Annotated in this window: 12 protein-coding genes; 8 read left to right on the top strand and 4 right to left on the bottom strand. The window is 68.5% G+C overall.

What is annotated here, in order from left to right; all coding sequences use genetic code 11:
* The first annotated feature begins 25 nt into the window (after window positions 1-25).
* A complete protein-coding gene (locus tag GD1_RS03655) occupies window positions 26-1,237 on the top strand; it encodes an acetyl-CoA C-acetyltransferase (protein WP_020790838.1) in 1,212 nt (403 codons plus the stop codon).
* 37 nt (window positions 1,238-1,274) lie between these two features.
* Window positions 1,275-3,446 (top strand): 3-hydroxyacyl-CoA dehydrogenase NAD-binding domain-containing protein, encoded by a 2,172-nt coding sequence (locus tag GD1_RS03650; RefSeq protein ID WP_059035729.1) that lies wholly within the window; start codon window positions 1,275-1,277, stop codon window positions 3,444-3,446.
* 147 nt (window positions 3,447-3,593) lie between these two features.
* Here the strand turns inward: GD1_RS03650 and GD1_RS03645 are convergent, their stop codons facing one another.
* Window positions 3,594-4,325, bottom strand: a complete 732-nt coding sequence (locus tag GD1_RS03645) for a slipin family protein (RefSeq protein ID WP_083533836.1) — start codon at window positions 4,323-4,325, stop codon at window positions 3,594-3,596.
* 342 nt (window positions 4,326-4,667) lie between these two features.
* Window positions 4,668-5,525, bottom strand: coding sequence for an alpha/beta fold hydrolase (locus GD1_RS03640; RefSeq protein ID WP_059035727.1), 858 nt, complete (start codon window positions 5,523-5,525; stop codon window positions 4,668-4,670).
* 199 nt (window positions 5,526-5,724) lie between these two features.
* Between GD1_RS03640 and GD1_RS03635 the strand changes: the two genes are divergently transcribed.
* The 5 genes from GD1_RS03635 to GD1_RS03615 are packed head-to-tail and all read left to right on the top strand — an operon-like array spanning window position 5,725 to window position 10,703.
* Window positions 5,725-7,314, top strand: a complete 1,590-nt coding sequence (locus GD1_RS03635) for an ABC transporter substrate-binding protein (RefSeq protein ID WP_059035724.1) — start codon at window positions 5,725-5,727, stop codon at window positions 7,312-7,314.
* Entirely contained in the window at window positions 7,314-8,399 is a 1,086-nt protein-coding gene (locus tag GD1_RS03630; protein WP_053776377.1) for an ABC transporter permease, read from the top strand. Before GD1_RS03635 ends, GD1_RS03630 begins: the two co-directional genes overlap by 1 nt.
* The gene (locus tag GD1_RS03625) at window positions 8,396-9,283 is read left to right on the top strand and encodes an ABC transporter permease (RefSeq protein WP_083533835.1); all 888 of its coding nucleotides are present in this window, start codon (window positions 8,396-8,398) and stop codon (window positions 9,281-9,283) included. The genes GD1_RS03630 and GD1_RS03625 overlap by 4 nt, the downstream gene beginning before the upstream one ends.
* On the top strand, window positions 9,283-10,047 hold the full coding sequence (locus GD1_RS03620; RefSeq protein ID WP_059035722.1) for an ATP-binding cassette domain-containing protein: 765 nt from the start codon (window positions 9,283-9,285) through the stop codon (window positions 10,045-10,047). Before GD1_RS03625 ends, GD1_RS03620 begins: the two co-directional genes overlap by 1 nt.
* A gap of 14 nt (window positions 10,048-10,061) precedes the next feature.
* Window positions 10,062-10,703 (top strand): ABC transporter ATP-binding protein, encoded by a 642-nt coding sequence (locus tag GD1_RS03615; RefSeq protein ID WP_083533834.1) that lies wholly within the window; start codon window positions 10,062-10,064, stop codon window positions 10,701-10,703.
* 11 nt (window positions 10,704-10,714) lie between these two features.
* On the opposite strand, the gene GD1_RS03610 is transcribed toward GD1_RS03615, so the two are convergent.
* Together GD1_RS03610 and GD1_RS03605 are read right to left on the bottom strand one after the other, a co-directional pair.
* Window positions 10,715-11,674, bottom strand: coding sequence for a R2-like ligand-binding oxidase (locus GD1_RS03610; protein ID WP_059035720.1), 960 nt, complete (start codon window positions 11,672-11,674; stop codon window positions 10,715-10,717).
* A gap of 41 nt (window positions 11,675-11,715) precedes the next feature.
* The gene (locus tag GD1_RS03605) at window positions 11,716-13,905 is read right to left on the bottom strand and encodes an MMPL family transporter (protein WP_059035719.1); all 2,190 of its coding nucleotides are present in this window, start codon (window positions 13,903-13,905) and stop codon (window positions 11,716-11,718) included.
* 127 nt (window positions 13,906-14,032) lie between these two features.
* Here GD1_RS03605 and GD1_RS03600 point away from each other — a divergent pair, with 127 nt between their 5' ends.
* Entirely contained in the window at window positions 14,033-15,160 is a 1,128-nt protein-coding gene (locus GD1_RS03600) for an NDMA-dependent alcohol dehydrogenase (protein ID WP_053776380.1), read from the top strand.
* Window positions 15,161-15,213 lie beyond the last annotated feature (53 nt).

Below are 15,213 nucleotides of genomic sequence, written 5' to 3'. Positions count from 1 at the left end.
GTTCGTGTGAAAGGAACACTCTCTCGTGGCCGATCAAGCATTCATCTACGAGGCACTCCGCACGCCTCGTGGCAAGCAGCGCGGTGGAGCGCTGCACAGCGTCAAGCCGGTCGATCTCGCTTCCGGAATCATCAACGAGGTCCTGGCCCGCCACGGCAGCCTCGATGCCTCGCAGGTCAACGACGTGATCCTCGGCGTCGTCTCGCCCGTCGGTGAGCAGGGCGGCGTCATCGCCCGCACCGCGGCGCTCAACTCCGGTCTGCCGGAGAACGTCCCCGGCACCCAGATCGACCGCTTCTGCGCGTCGGGCCTGGAGGCCACCAACCTCGCCGCGGCCAAGGTCGCCAGCGGCTTCGACGACCTGGTGCTCGCCGGTGGCGTCGAATCGATGTCGCGTGTGCCGATGGGCAGTGACGGCGGTGCGCTCTTCACCGACCCGATGACCGCCTACGAGAACTACATCGTTCCGCAGGGCATCGGTGCCGACCTGATCGCCACCATCGAGGGCTTCACCCGCGACGACGTCGACGCCTACGCCGCCGAGTCGCAGGCACGCGCCGAGAAGGCCTGGACCAGCGGCTTCTTCGCCAAGTCCGTGGTACCGGTGCGCGACATGAACGGTGTCATCCTGCTCGACCACGACGAGCACCGTCGTCCGGGCAGCACCGCCGAGTCGCTGGGCAAGCTCAAGCCGGCATTCGCCGGGCTGGCCGAGATGGCCGGCTTCGACGACGTCATCCTGCAGCGTTACCCCGAGGTGGAGCGTGTCAACCACGTCCACACCGGTGGCAACAGCTCGGGCATCGTCGACGGTGCCGCAGCCGTCCTGATCGGTAGCGAGGAGGCGGGCAAGCGCAACGGCCTGACCCCGCGCGCCCGTTTCGTGTCGTTCGCACAGGTCGGCTCCGAGCCGTCGATCATGCTCACCGGCCCCACCCCGGCCACCGAGCTCGCGCTCAAGCGCGCCGGCCTGACCGTCGACGACATCGACGTCTTCGAGCTGAACGAGGCGTTCGCGTCGGTCGTCATGAAGTGGATGAAGGACCTCAAGGTCCCGCACGAGAAGGTCAACGTCAACGGTGGCGCCATCGCGATGGGTCACCCGCTCGGTGCCACCGGTGCCATGATCCTGGGCACCTGCCTCGACGAGCTCGAGCGCACCGGCGGTCGCTACGGCCTGGTCACCCTGTGCATCGGCGGCGGCATGGGTATCGCCACCGTCATCGAGCGCGTCTGATCCCCCCTCGACAGATCAAAGGACTTTCGAAAACACCATGACTGACAACATGATTGCGTGGGAGAAGGGCGCCGACGGCGTCGTCGTGCTCACCATGGACGACCCGAACCAGGGCGCCAACACCATGAACGATCTCTACATGACGTCCATGGAGGCCACCGTCGATCGGCTCGAGGCCGAGAAGGACGACATCACCGGTGTCGTGCTCACCTCCGCGAAGAAGACCTTCTTCGCCGGCGGCGACCTCAAGGACATGACCGCCGAGCGCACCCAGACCAAGGAAGAGATCGCCACCGCGATCACCACGCGCACCAACGCCATGAAGAAGGTGCTGCGTCGACTGGAGACCCTGGGCAAGCCGGTCGTCGCCGCCATCAACGGTGCCGCCCTCGGCGGTGGCCTGGAGATCGCGCTGCATACCCACTACCGCGTCGTCGCCGACGTGAAGGGTGCCGTCGTCGGCCTGCCCGAGGTGACCCTCGGCCTGCTGCCCGGTGGCGGCGGTGTGGTGCGCACCGTGCGTCTGCTCGGTATCCAGAACGCCCTGATGGGTGTCCTGCTGCAGGGCCCGCGCCTGAACCCGACCAAGGCCAAGGAGATCGGCCTGGTCAACGAGGTCGTCGCCTCGACCGACGATCTGGTCCCGGCCGCCAAGGCATGGATCGCCGCCAACCCGGAGGCGCAGCAGCCCTTCGACGTCAAGGGATACAAGATCCCCGGTGGCGACCCGAAGAACCCGAAGTTCGCCGCCAATCTGCCCGCGCTGCCGTCGCTGCTGCGCAAGCAGATCAAGGGCGCCAACATGCCGGCCCCGCGCAACATCCTCGCCGCGGCCGTCGAGGGCGCCTACGTCGACGTCGACACCGCCGACATCATCGAGACCCGCTACTTCGTGAACCTCGTGACCGGTCAGGTCGCGCAGAACATGATCAAGGCGTTCTTCTTCGATCTGCAGCACATCAACAACGGTGGTTCGCGGCCCGAGGGTTACCCGAAGTACACCGCCAAGAAGGTCGGCGTCATCGGCGCCGGCATGATGGGTGCGGCCATCGCCTACGTCTCGGCCAAGGCCGGCATCGAGGTGGTCCTCAAGGACATCGACATCGAGGCCGCCAAGCGGGGCAAGGGTTACGCCGAGAGCCTCGAGGCCAAGGCGCTCTCGCGCGGTAAGACCACGCAGGAGCGCTCCGATGCGCTGCTCGCCCGGATCTCCCCGACCGTCGACCCGGCCGACTTCGCGGGCGTCGACCTCGTCATCGAGGCCGCGTTCGAGTCGGTCGAGGTGAAGAACAAGGTGTTCCAGGAGATCGAGGACGTCGTCGAGCCCGACGCCATCCTCGGCTCCAACACCTCGACGCTGCCGATCACGATCCTCGCCCAGGGCGTCAAGCGCCAGGAGGACTTCATCGGCATCCACTTCTTCTCGCCGGTCGACAAGATGCCGCTGGTGGAGATCATCCGCGGTGAGAAGACCTCGGATGCGGTGCTGGCCAAGGTCATCGACTACACCCTGCAGATCCGCAAGACCCCGATCGTCGTCAACGACAGCCGTGGGTTCTTCACCAGCCGCGTGATCGGTACCTTCATCAACGAGGCCATCGCGGCCGTCGCCGAGGGCATCGAGCCGGCCCTGATCGAGCATGCGGGCACCCAGGCCGGTTACCCGGCCGCACCGCTGCAGCTCAGCGACGAGCTGAACCTCGTCCTGATGCAGAAGATCCGTCTGTCCGGCCAGGAGGCCGCCAAGGCCGAGGGCAAGGAATTCCCGCACCACGGGTCGTTCGACGTCATCGACTACCTCGTGGAGCAGGGTCGCCCGGGCAAGAAGGACGGCGCCGGCTTCTACGAGTACGACGAGAGCGGCAAGCGCGTCCAGCTGTGGCCGGGTCTGCGGGAGAAGTTCAACTCCGGCAGCGGTTCGGCCACTCTCGAGGACCTCAAGGAGCGCATGCTCTTCGCCGAGGCCGTCGAGACCGCCCGGTGTATCGAAGAGGGCGTCATCACCTCGGTGCCGGATGCCAACATCGGCTCGATCTTCGGCATCGGCTTCCCGGCGTGGACCGGTGGCGTCGTCCAGTACATGAACCAGTACGAGGGCGGCCTGCAGGGCTTCGTCGACCGTGCCCGCGAGCTGGAGGCCAAGTACGGCACCCAGTTCACCCCGCCGGCCTCGCTGGTGGAGAAGGCTGCCAAGGGCGAGAAGTACTGATCTCGTTCTCGGACCGCTGAACTGACAGACAGGGCCCCGACCGGATTCCGGTCGGGGCCCTGTTGGCTGTTCGGTTGCCGCGTACGGACGTCGTTTCCGCCTACCGGAGCAGGCAAGCGGGAAGCGGACGAGTACGCCAGAACACGGTCAGCGGTCGTCGTCGGACGCGACCGGCCGGGCGGCCGCAGCGTCTGCGTCACCGACGGCGAGGACGACCTTGGCGCCGTACGGCGCCTCCTGCACCAGCCGCAGCCGTGCGAGTGCCGGGTGCGCGTCGAGCAGCCGGCCGGCGTTGGCCAGTGCACGCAGGGCGGCGGTCTCGGCGCGGGCCTTCTCGAGTCGTGCCTGCCCCTGCATCTTGGCGGTGATCAGTTCGAGTGCCGCCGAACGGATCTCGGAAGGCGTGATCACGTCCTTGAGGAACACCGCCTCGACGTCGATACCCATGGTGGCACCCGCGGTGCGGGCGGCCTGCAGGATCGAGCCGGCGTCGATGCCCTGGTCGCGGGCGAGCAGCTGCTCGACGGTCGACGACGCGCAGGCATCCCGGAGGGCGACCTGGGCGGCGAGATAGACCGCCGACCACGGGTCGGCCGTGGTCTCGGTGTAGGCCACCGCGTCGGTGACCCGGGCCCGCAGTGCCATGGTGACCCGGACCGAGACGGTGTCGGCGGTCAGGACCTCCTGCGGCGCAACGGGAACGATGCGCGTACGGAGGTCGACGTCGACATACGACGCCGTGCGCCGTACGCGATGCCGACCGGGGGCCAGCGTGCGCGACAGGCGGCCGCCACGGTATTCGAGGACCGTGTGACCGGGCTCGATCTCCTGATGGGAGAACAGCTTCCGCTTGGGCTGGAGTGCGAAGGTGAAGGACATGGCGAACCTCCTTCCGTGTGCGCCGCGCATGTCGATGTTCGGTTGTGGGTTCCACGTGGAACGCGACGGCATGCGACACCGCCCGCGGGCGGGTGCACCGGTGGGGACACGCGCGGGACGAGCCGGACGCGAGCCACAGGACCGATGCCACCCGGAACCCCGGGGGCGGTGCCAGGATGGAGGAGTCGAACCCCGGGCCTTGCCGGCCGTTGCCATGTGGAGGCACGAGAGTGCCACGCGCAGAACATGATCGGCGGTACCCCGCGACCGGCTGCTTCTCTCGTGTCGATATGACTCTGGCAGATCCGACGACCCGGGCGCAATCGATTAAACGTGTGTCGGTCAGCGGGCGAGGAAGGCCGCGACCGCGGACTCGAAGGCCTCCTTGGCCTCGATCATCACCCAGTGCCCGCAGTTGGGGAAGATGTGCAGCTCGGCCTGCGGGATCAGCCGCATCGGGACCATCGCCATGTCCGGCGGGCTCACCCTGTCGTCACGGCCCCAGGTGAGCAGTGTCGGGCACGAGATCTTGTGCATCATCGACCAGTACGGCGGGATGTCGGAGTCGGCCATGAACTTCTGTTGCATCGCAAAGGATGCCGACCCGTACATCATCCTGCCGGTCTGCAGGGCGTCGGGATGCATCGCGGCCTCCCAGCGTTCCTCGATCAGTTCCTCGGTGACCAGTGCCGGGTCGTAGACCATGCCGCGCAGCCAGCGGACCAATCTGTCGCGGTCGGGGTCGTCGGCGAACTCCTGCAGCAGTCGCAGTCCTTCGGAGGGGCTCGGGGAGAAGACGTTGGGCCCCACCCCGCCGATGGTCACCAGCTTCTCGACGCGGTCGGGCTTCTTGATCGCCAGGTTGACGCCGACGACGCCGCCCATCGAGTTGCCGATCATCGGCGCCGAGTCGATGCCGAGGGCGTCCATGAACGCGATCACCGACTTGCCCGCGGTGAGCACGGGCATGCCCTCCCAGGCGTCGCTGACGCCGAATCCCGGGAACTCGACGATGTAGCAGTGGTGGGTCTCGGCGAAGAATCCCAGGTTGCCGCGATAGTTGCGCCAGCCGTTGACGCCCGGCCCGGACCCGTGCAGCAACAGCAGCGGCGGGGCGTCGGGGCTACCGGCCTCGTGGTAGCGCAGCACGCCCTTGTCGGTGGTCAGTTCGCGTCTGGTCGCGTCATAGGTGACATCCACCCCATCAGACTAGAACGTGTTCTAGTTCTTTGTCACCGGGTCGCCGCGCGTCGACCCTCGACGTCTCGGCTGTCCCGCCCTGTCCGGTCGGCCAGTAATGCGTCGAAAGACTGGCCAACGGCTGTCCGGATTGCGACGATCACCCAATGGGCTGAGAATATGCTCATATGTTCAACTGAACAGACTTTAGAGGTGATAAATGAAGCGGCGTGCAATGCTCGCGATGGCCGGAGCGGTGGCGATGCTCGCGGCCGCCTGTTCCGGCTCGACGGACGAGCAGGACGATCGGCTGGTCCTGGCCACCGGGTACGAGCTGGGTGACTACAACCCGATGATGGGCTACGGGCAACTCGGTGTCTCCCCGATCTACGAGGGATTGCTGCAGCCGCAGGCCGACGACGACACCGTCGTCCCGGACCTGGTCCCGGCGCTCGCCGCGGCGGCACCCGCCCGGATCGGAGACACCAACACCTGGCGTATCCCGTTGCGGGAGAACATCTCCTTCTCCGACGGAACCGCCTTCGACTCCGCCGACGTCGTGGCCACCTACCGGGCGGTGCGCAACCCGGCCGTCGCATCGGAGATCTCCACCGATGTCGCACCGATCACCGAGATCACCGCGGACGGGCCGAACGCGGTGGTGGTGAAGCTCGACACCGCAGCCGACCCGTCGCCGTACCTGCTGCTGGGCATCGTCCCGTCCGAGCGGGTGCAGGACGCGCCGGCCGCCGAGTGGAAGCTCAACACCGAGCCCGTCGGCACCGGCCCGTACCGCCTGGACTCCCTGCAGCCCGACCAGGCGGTCCTGGTCGCCCGCGACGACTATTGGGGCCGCGCGCCGCAACTGCGCCGCGTCGTCTACAGCTACGTCCCCGACGACAACACCCGTGCCCAGCGGATCGCCGCCGGCGAGGTCGACGGCACCAACCTCCCACCGCGACTGGCGAACACGCTCGACGGCCGGGACGGTGCACAGGTGGTGGCGGTGCGCTCGGCCGACTGGCGTGGCGTGTCGTTGCCGGCCGGCAACGCCTTCACCGCCGACGTGCAGGCGCGACTGGCGATGAACCTCGGTGTGGACCGGCAAGCGCTGGTCACCGACGTCCTCGCCGGCCGGGGGGAACCGTCGTCGACGCCGATCGCACCGGTGTACGGCGAGGCCTACGACGCCGCAACACAATTCGGGTACGACCGGGCCGCGGCGGAGGCCGTCCTGGAGCGTGCCGGATGGATCGCCGGTGGTGACGGAATCCGCGCCAAGGGCACCGATCGCGCGTCGTTCACGCTGCTCTACAACGCCCAGGACACCCTCCGCCGCGATCTGTCGGTGGCCTTCGCCGCGGCGATGAAGCCGCTCGGTGTCGAGGTCACCCCGCGAGGCACCAGCTGGGACGACATCGACACCCGACTCGGCACCGACGCAGTGCTCCTCGGTGGCGGCTCCGCCCCGTACAGCATCGACTCGCAGGTGTACGACACGCTGCACACGCGCGTGCCGGACTCGTCGCCGTACTCGAACCCGGGGAACTTCACCGCACCCGGACTCGACGCACTGCTCGACGCCGCCCGGATGAGCGCGCCGTCACCGGAGAACACCGAACGGTACCGGCAGATCCAGCGGGTCTACGCCCAGGCGCCGTCGTCGGTGTTCCTGACCTTCCTGCACCACACCTATGTCTCCCGGCCCGGCGCATGGACACACGACGCGCCGATCCTCGAACCCCACTCCCACGGGGTCACCTGGGGGCCGTGGTGGAACCTGCCGTCGTGGACCGAGGGCGGCCGGTGATGACCGCCACCGTTTCCGCCGACTCGACGTCGGACCCGAAGGTCGCTGCACGACAACAGGGTTCCGAAGAGCCGATCGATCCGGGTGTGGCCGGCCGCCGGCGGCCGTCACGGAACCGGGTGGCGCTGCGACTGCTCGCCCGCCGGCTGCTGATCGCGATCCCCACCATCGTGCTGGTGTCGCTGGGGGTGTTCCTGGTGGCGGGGATGTCGCCGTTCGATCCGCTGACCGCCCATCTCGGCGACCGCTACCAGTCGGCGACCGAGTCCCAGCGCGAAGCCGTCCGCGAGGCCTATCACCTCGACCAGAGCTGGCCGTCGGCATGGTGGGACTGGTGCCGCAACCTGATGCACGGTGATCTCGGCTGGTCGGCGACGCAGTCGCAGCCGGTCGCCGACGTGATCGCCGCACGCATGCCGTTCACCGTCGGTATCTCGCTGGCGGCATTGCTTGCCGCAGCGGTCATCTCGATCATCCTGGGTGCGGTGATCGGCATGCGCCGCGGCGGGCTCGTCGACCGGGTCTGCACCGGTCTCGCAGCGGTCCTCGCCGCGACACCGCCGTTCGTGGTGTCACTGTTGCTGGTGAGCGTGTTCGCGGTGGGGCTCGGGGCATTCCCGACGTCGGGCGCCCGACGGCCCGGCGACGACTACAGCGTCGACGGCATCCTCACCCATGCCGTGCTCCCGTTCGTCGCCCTGACGGTGTCGATGATCCCCTGGTTGCTGCTGTCCATGCGGGCGGCGGTGATCGATGCCGTCGACTCCGATGCGGTGCGCGGTGCGCGCGCACGCGGGATCGGCGGAATCCGTTTGCTCCGCGGCCATGTCGCGCCGATGTCGGTTCTGCCGACTTTGGCCCTGCTGGGTACACGCCTGCCCGAGCTGATTGCCGGGGCCGCGATCGTCGAGACCGTGTTCGGCTGGCCGGGACTGGCCCAGGCGCTCGTCGATTCGGCTGTGGCCCTGGACTTCCCGCTGCTCGCCTCGCTCGCGGTGGGATCGGCGGTGCTGGTGCTGATCGGCTCGGCACTATCCGACGCCGCAGCCGTCTGGATCGACCCGCGGATCGGACTGACCGCATGACCGCCGGGAACCTCGCCGGAGGTGCAGACGTCCGGACGCGGACAACCGGCTGTGCACAGACCGTCCGGGATGCCGCCGGCCGGCTGTGGCGACACGGGCCCTGGGTGGTCCTGGCGCTGGTGGCGGCCTTCGCCGTAGTCGTCCCGCTGCTCGCCGGTGACCAGACCGCCGACTTCGCCGCCGCCCTGCGCGCGCCGGGCGACGGAGCATGGCTGGGTACCGACCATTCCGGCTACGACCTCGGTGTCCGGACCGCAGAGGGCCTCCGTATCTCCCTGCTGATCGCCGCCCTGTGCGCGGTGATCTCGACGGTCCTGGGCCTGGTGGTGGGGATCGGTGCGGTGACCATCGGTGGCTGGTTCGACGCCGTGGTGATGCGCGTCGTCGACGGGGTCAACGCGCTGCCCCACCTGGTGGTGGGTGTGGTGATCGCCGCGATGTGGCGCGGTGACCCGGTGGCCATCGTCGCCTCCATCGCGCTGACGCACTGGCCGTCGGTGGCCCGCGTGGTGCGTGCCGAACTGCTCGACAACGCGCACGCCGGATGGATCGAGTCGGCCCGGCTCGCCGGCGCGTCCCGCTGGTTCGTCGCACGCCGGCACCTGCTCCCGGCGGTCACCGGACAGGCACTGGTGGCCATGATCATCCTGCTGCCGCACGCGGTGTGGCACGAGACCACCCTCTCGTTCCTGGGGGTGGGACTCTCGCCGGACGAGGCCAGCCTCGGCACGCTGCTCGGGCAGGCCCGCGGTGACGTCCTGACCGGTGCCTGGTGGACGCTGGTCGTCCCCGGGCTGGCGCTGATCATCGCCGCCCTGGCGTGTACCGCTGCCGGATCGGCGTTGCGCCGCAACCATCGTCCGCCGAGTGGGGAGGTGTGGTGATGACCGAACCGATCGCACGGGTGACGGGTCTGACCGTCGACATCGCCACCCGCCGTGACCGCCGTGCCGACACGGTGCGGGTGCTCGACGACGTCGACCTCTGCCTGGCCGCGGGGAGCGTCACCGCACTGATCGGTGAATCCGGTTGCGGCAAGTCGATGCTCGCCGCCGCACTCACCGGTTTGCTGCCGCCCGGGTCGCGGGTCGGCGGCACGGTGACCGTCGCGGGTGAGACCCTCGGCGTCGACGACCCACGCTGGCGGGCCCTGCGCGGCAGGCACATCGGCCTGGTCCCGCAGTCCCCGATGACCTCGTTCACCCCGGTTCGCACGCTGGGTGGCCAGCTGTCCGAGGTCGTCGACGTCCTCGGCGGCTCACGGACCCCGGCCGAACTGTGCGCCGACGTGGGACTTCCGGTCGATGCGCTCGACTGCTACCCGCACGAGCTGTCCGGGGGGATGGCGCAGCGCGCGGCGGTGGCCGCCGCGATCGTCGCCGAACCGGCCGTGATCGTCGCCGACGAGCCCACCTCCGCACTCGACCCGAAACGGGCACAGGCGATCTGGGCATTGCTCGGCAGCCTCGCCGAGCGTGGTGCGGCGGTACTGGTGATCACCCACGACATGGACGCGCTGACAGAAGCCCGCGTGTGCCGCTCCATCGCGGTGATGCGGGCCGGGAGGATCGTCGCCGAACAGGACCTCCAGGCGTGCGCCGAGCATCCCGACGACTATGTCGCCGCGTTCTTCACACCGATCCGATGAGCCGGAGGATTCCCATGCCGCACACACCGACTGCGCTCCGGCAGACCTCCGGCCTCGTCGCCGAGCGACTGCGCGTGGGCTTCGACGGGCACACGGTGCTCGACGACGTCGACCTTCGGGCGCGGCCGGGCTCCATGACCGGGGTGACCGGTCCGTCGGGGACCGGGAAGACCACGCTGCTGCGGGTGCTCGCGGGTCTGGTCCCGGCCGATTCCGGCACCGTCCGGTACGGCGAGCGGGACACCCCGGCGCCGGGTGCGATCGGCATGCTCGCCCAGCATCCGCGGCTGGTCGTCAACCCGCGCTGGACACTGCGCCGCATCGTCGCCGAACCGGCCGTGATCACCGGCGGCGATGTCGACGTCGATGCGATCGCCGGGCGCGTCGGACTGGAATCGTCTCTGCTGGAGCGATTCCCGGCCCAGGTCAGTGACGGCCAGCTGCAACGGGCCTGCGTGGGACGCCTGCTGGTTCAGGCACCGCACATCGTGCTCGCCGACGAACCCACCTCGATGCTCGACCCGGTGGCCGCCCGATCGGTGATCGGCCTGCTCCAGGAGATCGTCGACGACGGAGCGGCCCTGGTCCTGGTCAGCCATCACCGCGGGCTCGTCGAATCGCGGTGTGCCGAGATCGTCGAGCTCGGGAGCCGGTGAGCGGCGGTGGGTCAGAGCGCGCCCATCGCCGCGGCATCTTCCTGCCCGAACCTCTCCTCGAGTTCGGCGGGGGAGCAGTCCAGATCGATCTCGGCGAGGTCGCGCCCGCGCGCGGACTCGATGGCGCCGAGGCGGCGCTGCGCGCGGTCGGCGGCATAGGCGACGAACTCGTCGTTGTCGAGACCGAACGGCTGCTCGTCGAACTGGTCGTTGACCCAGTTGATCAACCCGACGGCCAGCGGCAGCAGTTCACCCATCCGGTCGGTGATGACGGTCCACAGCGAGTCGTCGGCGGCCACGTGCCGCCGGCAGGTGAACGTGCCCCACGCCATGTGGCGGCGCTCGTCGTCGCCGATCAGCCGGATCAGGTTGCGCATACCGGGGAAGATCTCGTACTTGGCGCAGACCTTGTGCCACGCGTGATATCCGGTGAGCGCCAACGAGCCCTCGACGACGTGGTTGTAGGTCACGCTGGCGCGCACCTGATTTCGCGGTGACGGATCGGCGTGGAGTGCCTGCAACGACGTCGGCAGCTCCTCGTAGAACAGTTGCCGGTAGTAGGGGTTCTCGGCGACATACGGATTGAGGTCGGCGGTCAGGCCCACCGCATCCATCCAGAGCCGGAACACCTGGGTGTGTTTGGCCTCCTCGAAACAGAACTGGCTCAGATACATCTCGTCGCCGAACCGTCCCTCGGCGGCCATCGCATCCATGAACGGCCGGATGTCGGCGGTGACGGCCTCCTCGCCGGCGACGAACTCCGACACCAGGAAGGTGGCACTGCGCCGTTGCTCGGCGGTGATCTCCTGCCAGTCCTCGGCGTCGGCACCGAAGTCGATCGCCGTCGGATCCCAGAAGCGGGCATTGCCCTTGGTGAACAGGCGCAGGGGCAGGGAGTTCCAGTTCAGGCCACCGCGGCGCAGGGAGGTGAAGTCCTCCCGAAGGTCCGCGGTGTGATCGGAGAGGGTCATCGGACACCAGATTTCACGTCAAGAGGGCTGTGATGCCGACGCTAGCCCTGATCGTCGACGCGGACCCCGGATTCGGCCGAACCCGTTGCGGGAACCGGTGTTCCGCCGGACTTGTCGTCATCGGTGGGGTCGGTTCGGGCGGGGTCGGTTCGGGAGAGGGCGCTCGGCCACCAGATCCGACGCCCGATGTCCAGGGACAGCGCGGGGACCAGCAGTGTCCGGACGATCAGCGCATCGACGAGCACACCGAAGGCCACCAGGAAGGCGACCTGGGCCAGGAACAGCAGCGGGATCACCGCCAACGACGCGAAGGTGGCCGCCAGCACCACACCCGCCGAGGTGATCACACCGCCGGTGGAGGTGAGCCCGGCGATCACCCCGGCCCGGGTGCCGTGCCGCAGCGATTCCTCCCGCACCCGCGTCATCAGGAAGATGTTGTAGTCGATCCCGAGCGCCACCAGGAAGACGAAGGCGAACAACGGGACGGTCGGATCGGCGCCGGGAAAGCCGAACGGCCCGTTGAACAGCAGTGCGGCCACACCCAGTGTGGTCGCGAACGACAACACCGTGGTGGCCAACAGCAACAGTGGTGCGACCAGACTGCGCAGCAGCAGGATCAGTACGGCCAGCACCACCAGCAGCACCACCGGGATGATCAGATTGCGGTCGGCCTTGGCGGTGGTGCGGGTGTCCAGCGCGACCGCGGTGGTGCCGCCCACCTCGGCGTCGGCGCCCGGGATGGCGTGCACCCGGGTGCGGATCCGTTCGACGGTGTCCTGGGCGGCCAACGACTCGGCGTTGTCGGCGAGGGTCACCTCGACCGCCACCCGGCCGTCACGCACGATGGGTGCGCCGTTCTCGCTGCTCACCGACACCTGTGCGACCCCGTCGACGGTTTTCGTGGTCGCGACCACTTGATCGGCGGCGGCGGCCTCGGTGAGAATCCACGTCGGGCTGCCGCCTCCGGCGTCGAAATGCTGCGCCTGGATCTCGGCACCGGCGACCGAGTCGACGTCGCCGAGGAAGAAGTCGGTCTGGGCGATGCCGTCGGAACGGAAGGTGGGGGCGAAGGCCGCGCCGACGATCAGCACGATCAGGGTGCCCACCCAGACCGCGCGGGGGCGGGCGGCCACCCACTCGGCGATGCCATGCCAGAAACGGTGCGTCGGTTCGCCGTCGGTGCGGTGCGGGCGCAGGGGCCAGAACGCGGAGCGGCCGAGCAGGGCGAGCACCGCGGGCAGGAAGGTCATCGACGCCAGGAACGACGCGACGATGCCGAGCGCGGCGATCGGGCCCAGGCTGCTGTTGGAGTTGAGGTCGCTGAGCAGCAGACACAGCACACCGGCGATCACCGTGCCCGCCGACGCCGCGATCGGTTCGATCGTGGCGCGCCAGGCCCGGGTGATCGCGGTGACCCGGTCGTCGGTGCCGGTCAGCTCCTCGCGGAACCGTGAGACCAGCAGCAATGCGTAGTCGGTGGCGGCGCCGAACACCAGGATGAACAGGATGCCCTGACTCTGACCGTTCAACTCGAGCAGCCCGGCCCGGGTGAGTGCATAGACCACCCCGCAGGCCAGGGCGAGGGCGAACACCGCCGAGATGATCACCACGAACGGCAGGATCGGACTGCGGTAGACGACGATCAGGATGGCGATCACCACCAGCCCCGCGACCAGCAGCAGGATGCCGTCGATCCCGGCGAAGGCCTCACCGAGATCGGCGATCTGTCCGGCCGGTCCGGTGACCAGTACGGTCAGGCCGTCCGGGGCGTCGTCGAGCGCCGTGCGCAGGGCCTCCACGGCATCACCCAGATCGGAGTCGACGGTGGAGACCGGGATGAACACCTCGAGTGCGCGACCGTCGGACGACGGGATCGGTGGTGAGACGGCCGTACCGAAACCGGGGGTGCCCGCGACGCCGCCGGTGGCGTCGGCGACGAACGCACGGTCGGCCGGGGTGATCCCGGACGTGCGTTCGGCGATGACGATGGCCGGCACCTCGTCGGTGTCCTGGAACGCCGCGAGTTCCTCACCGGCACGGGTGGATTCGGCCGAAGCGGGCAGAAAAGCGCTGCTGTCGGAGGTGGTGACCGAGGAGAGTTTGCCGGCGAACGGTCCGGTCAGACCGCCGATCGCGATCCACAGCAGGATCAGCAGTGCGGGCAACAACCACCGGAGGGTGCGGACCCGACGGCCGGAGGCATTCGGGTCGTCGGACGCGGGCTCGGCCATGACATCCATCCTCGCACGGGGCACCGTCCCGGTCGCGCATCGAATCCGTCATTCCCATGCGGGCCGGCGCATCCATGGCCGACGATGTGATGTGAGGCACAGATGGTGCCGGAAAGGTGTGGGGCGCGTGAAGACCAAGGGTGCGATTCTGCGGGAACCCGGACAGCCGTGGCAGATCGAGGAGATCGAGATCGGTGATCCCGTCGCCGGTGAGGTCCAGGTTCGCCTGGCCGCATCGGGACTCTGCCACTCCGACCATCATCTGCGGACCGGTGACAGTCCCATCCCGATGCCGGTGCTCGGCGGCCACGAGGGCGCCGGCGTGGTGACCAAGGTCGGTCCCGGTGTCACCAGACTCGCCGAGGGCGATCACGTCGTCACCGCGTTCATCCCGGCGTGTGGTGTGTGCGAACCGTGTTCGCAGGGGCATCAGAACATCTGCGACGAGGGTGCGCGGTTGCTGAGCGGACTGTCGATCGCCGACAACACCCACCGCATCCACACCACGGATGGCACCCCGGTGACCCAGATGTGCCTGCTCGGCACGTTCTCCCCCTACATCACCGTCAGCGAGGCGTCGGTGGTCAAGATCGAGGACGACATCCCGCTGCGTGAGGCCGCACTCCTCGGCTGCGGTGTGGCCACCGGCTGGGGCTCGGCCGTGGAGATCGGCGACACCCACACCGGTGACACCGTGGTGGTGATCGGTATCGGCGGCGTCGGCATCAACTCCGTGCAGGGCGCCGCGGCGGCCGGTGCACGATTCGTGATCGCAATCGACCCGGTCCCGTTCAAACGGCAGATGGCCGAGAAGGTGGGTGCGACCCACTCGTTCGCCTCGATCGAGGAGGCGGCACCGGTGATCGGGGAGATCACCTGGGGAAAGATGGCCAACACCACGGTGATCACCGTCGGCGAGATCTTCGGCGACATCATCGCACCGGCGCTGGGGCTCACCGGCAAGGGCGGCCAGGTGGTCGTGGTGGGTATGGGCAACTTCGCCGCCGAGGACGTCAAACTCAACCTCTTCGAGCTGACGCTGCTGCAGAAGCGGGTCCAGGGAGCGATCTTCGGTGGTACCGGTCCACGCACCCAGATCCCGAACCTGCTGCGCGAGTATCGTTCCGGATCACTGAACCTCTCGGATCTGATCACCACGACCTATCGGCTGGACCAGATCAACGAAGGCTATGACGACATGCTGTCGGGCAAGAACATCCGTGGCGTGATCGAGTACACCGACGCCGACTACTGATCGGTCGGACCGCTCCGGTGGTTGCGCCGGCGAGGTCGTGTTGCGGGGGTTTC

This window comes from Gordonia desulfuricans NBRC 100010 (assembly GCF_001485495.1).
GTDB classification, from domain to species: domain Bacteria; phylum Actinomycetota; class Actinomycetes; order Mycobacteriales; family Mycobacteriaceae; genus Gordonia; species Gordonia desulfuricans.
This window is presented reverse-complemented; position numbering and strand designations above follow the sequence as displayed.

What these genes read in the sequence shown, in the direction of transcription:
- GD1_RS03625 (WP_083533835.1), top strand. Translation starts at nt 8,396, where the DNA reads ATGACCGCCGGGAACCTCGCCGGAGGTGCAGACGTCCGGACGCGGACA.
- GD1_RS03645 (WP_083533836.1), bottom strand. Translation starts at nt 4,325, where the DNA reads ATGTCCTTCACCTTCGCACTCCAGCCCAAGCGGAAGCTGTTCTCCCAT.
- GD1_RS03610 (WP_059035720.1), bottom strand. Translation starts at nt 11,674, where the DNA reads ATGACCCTCTCCGATCACACCGCGGACCTTCGGGAGGACTTCACCTCC.
- GD1_RS03615 (WP_083533834.1), top strand. Translation starts at nt 10,062, where the DNA reads ATGCCGCACACACCGACTGCGCTCCGGCAGACCTCCGGCCTCGTCGCC.
- GD1_RS03635 (WP_059035724.1), top strand. Translation starts at nt 5,725, where the DNA reads ATGAAGCGGCGTGCAATGCTCGCGATGGCCGGAGCGGTGGCGATGCTC.
- GD1_RS03630 (WP_053776377.1), top strand. Translation starts at nt 7,314, where the DNA reads ATGACCGCCACCGTTTCCGCCGACTCGACGTCGGACCCGAAGGTCGCT.
- GD1_RS03620 (WP_059035722.1), top strand. Translation starts at nt 9,283, where the DNA reads ATGACCGAACCGATCGCACGGGTGACGGGTCTGACCGTCGACATCGCC.
- GD1_RS03605 (WP_059035719.1), bottom strand. Translation starts at nt 13,905, where the DNA reads ATGGCCGAGCCCGCGTCCGACGACCCGAATGCCTCCGGCCGTCGGGTC.
- GD1_RS03650 (WP_059035729.1), top strand. Translation starts at nt 1,275, where the DNA reads ATGACTGACAACATGATTGCGTGGGAGAAGGGCGCCGACGGCGTCGTC.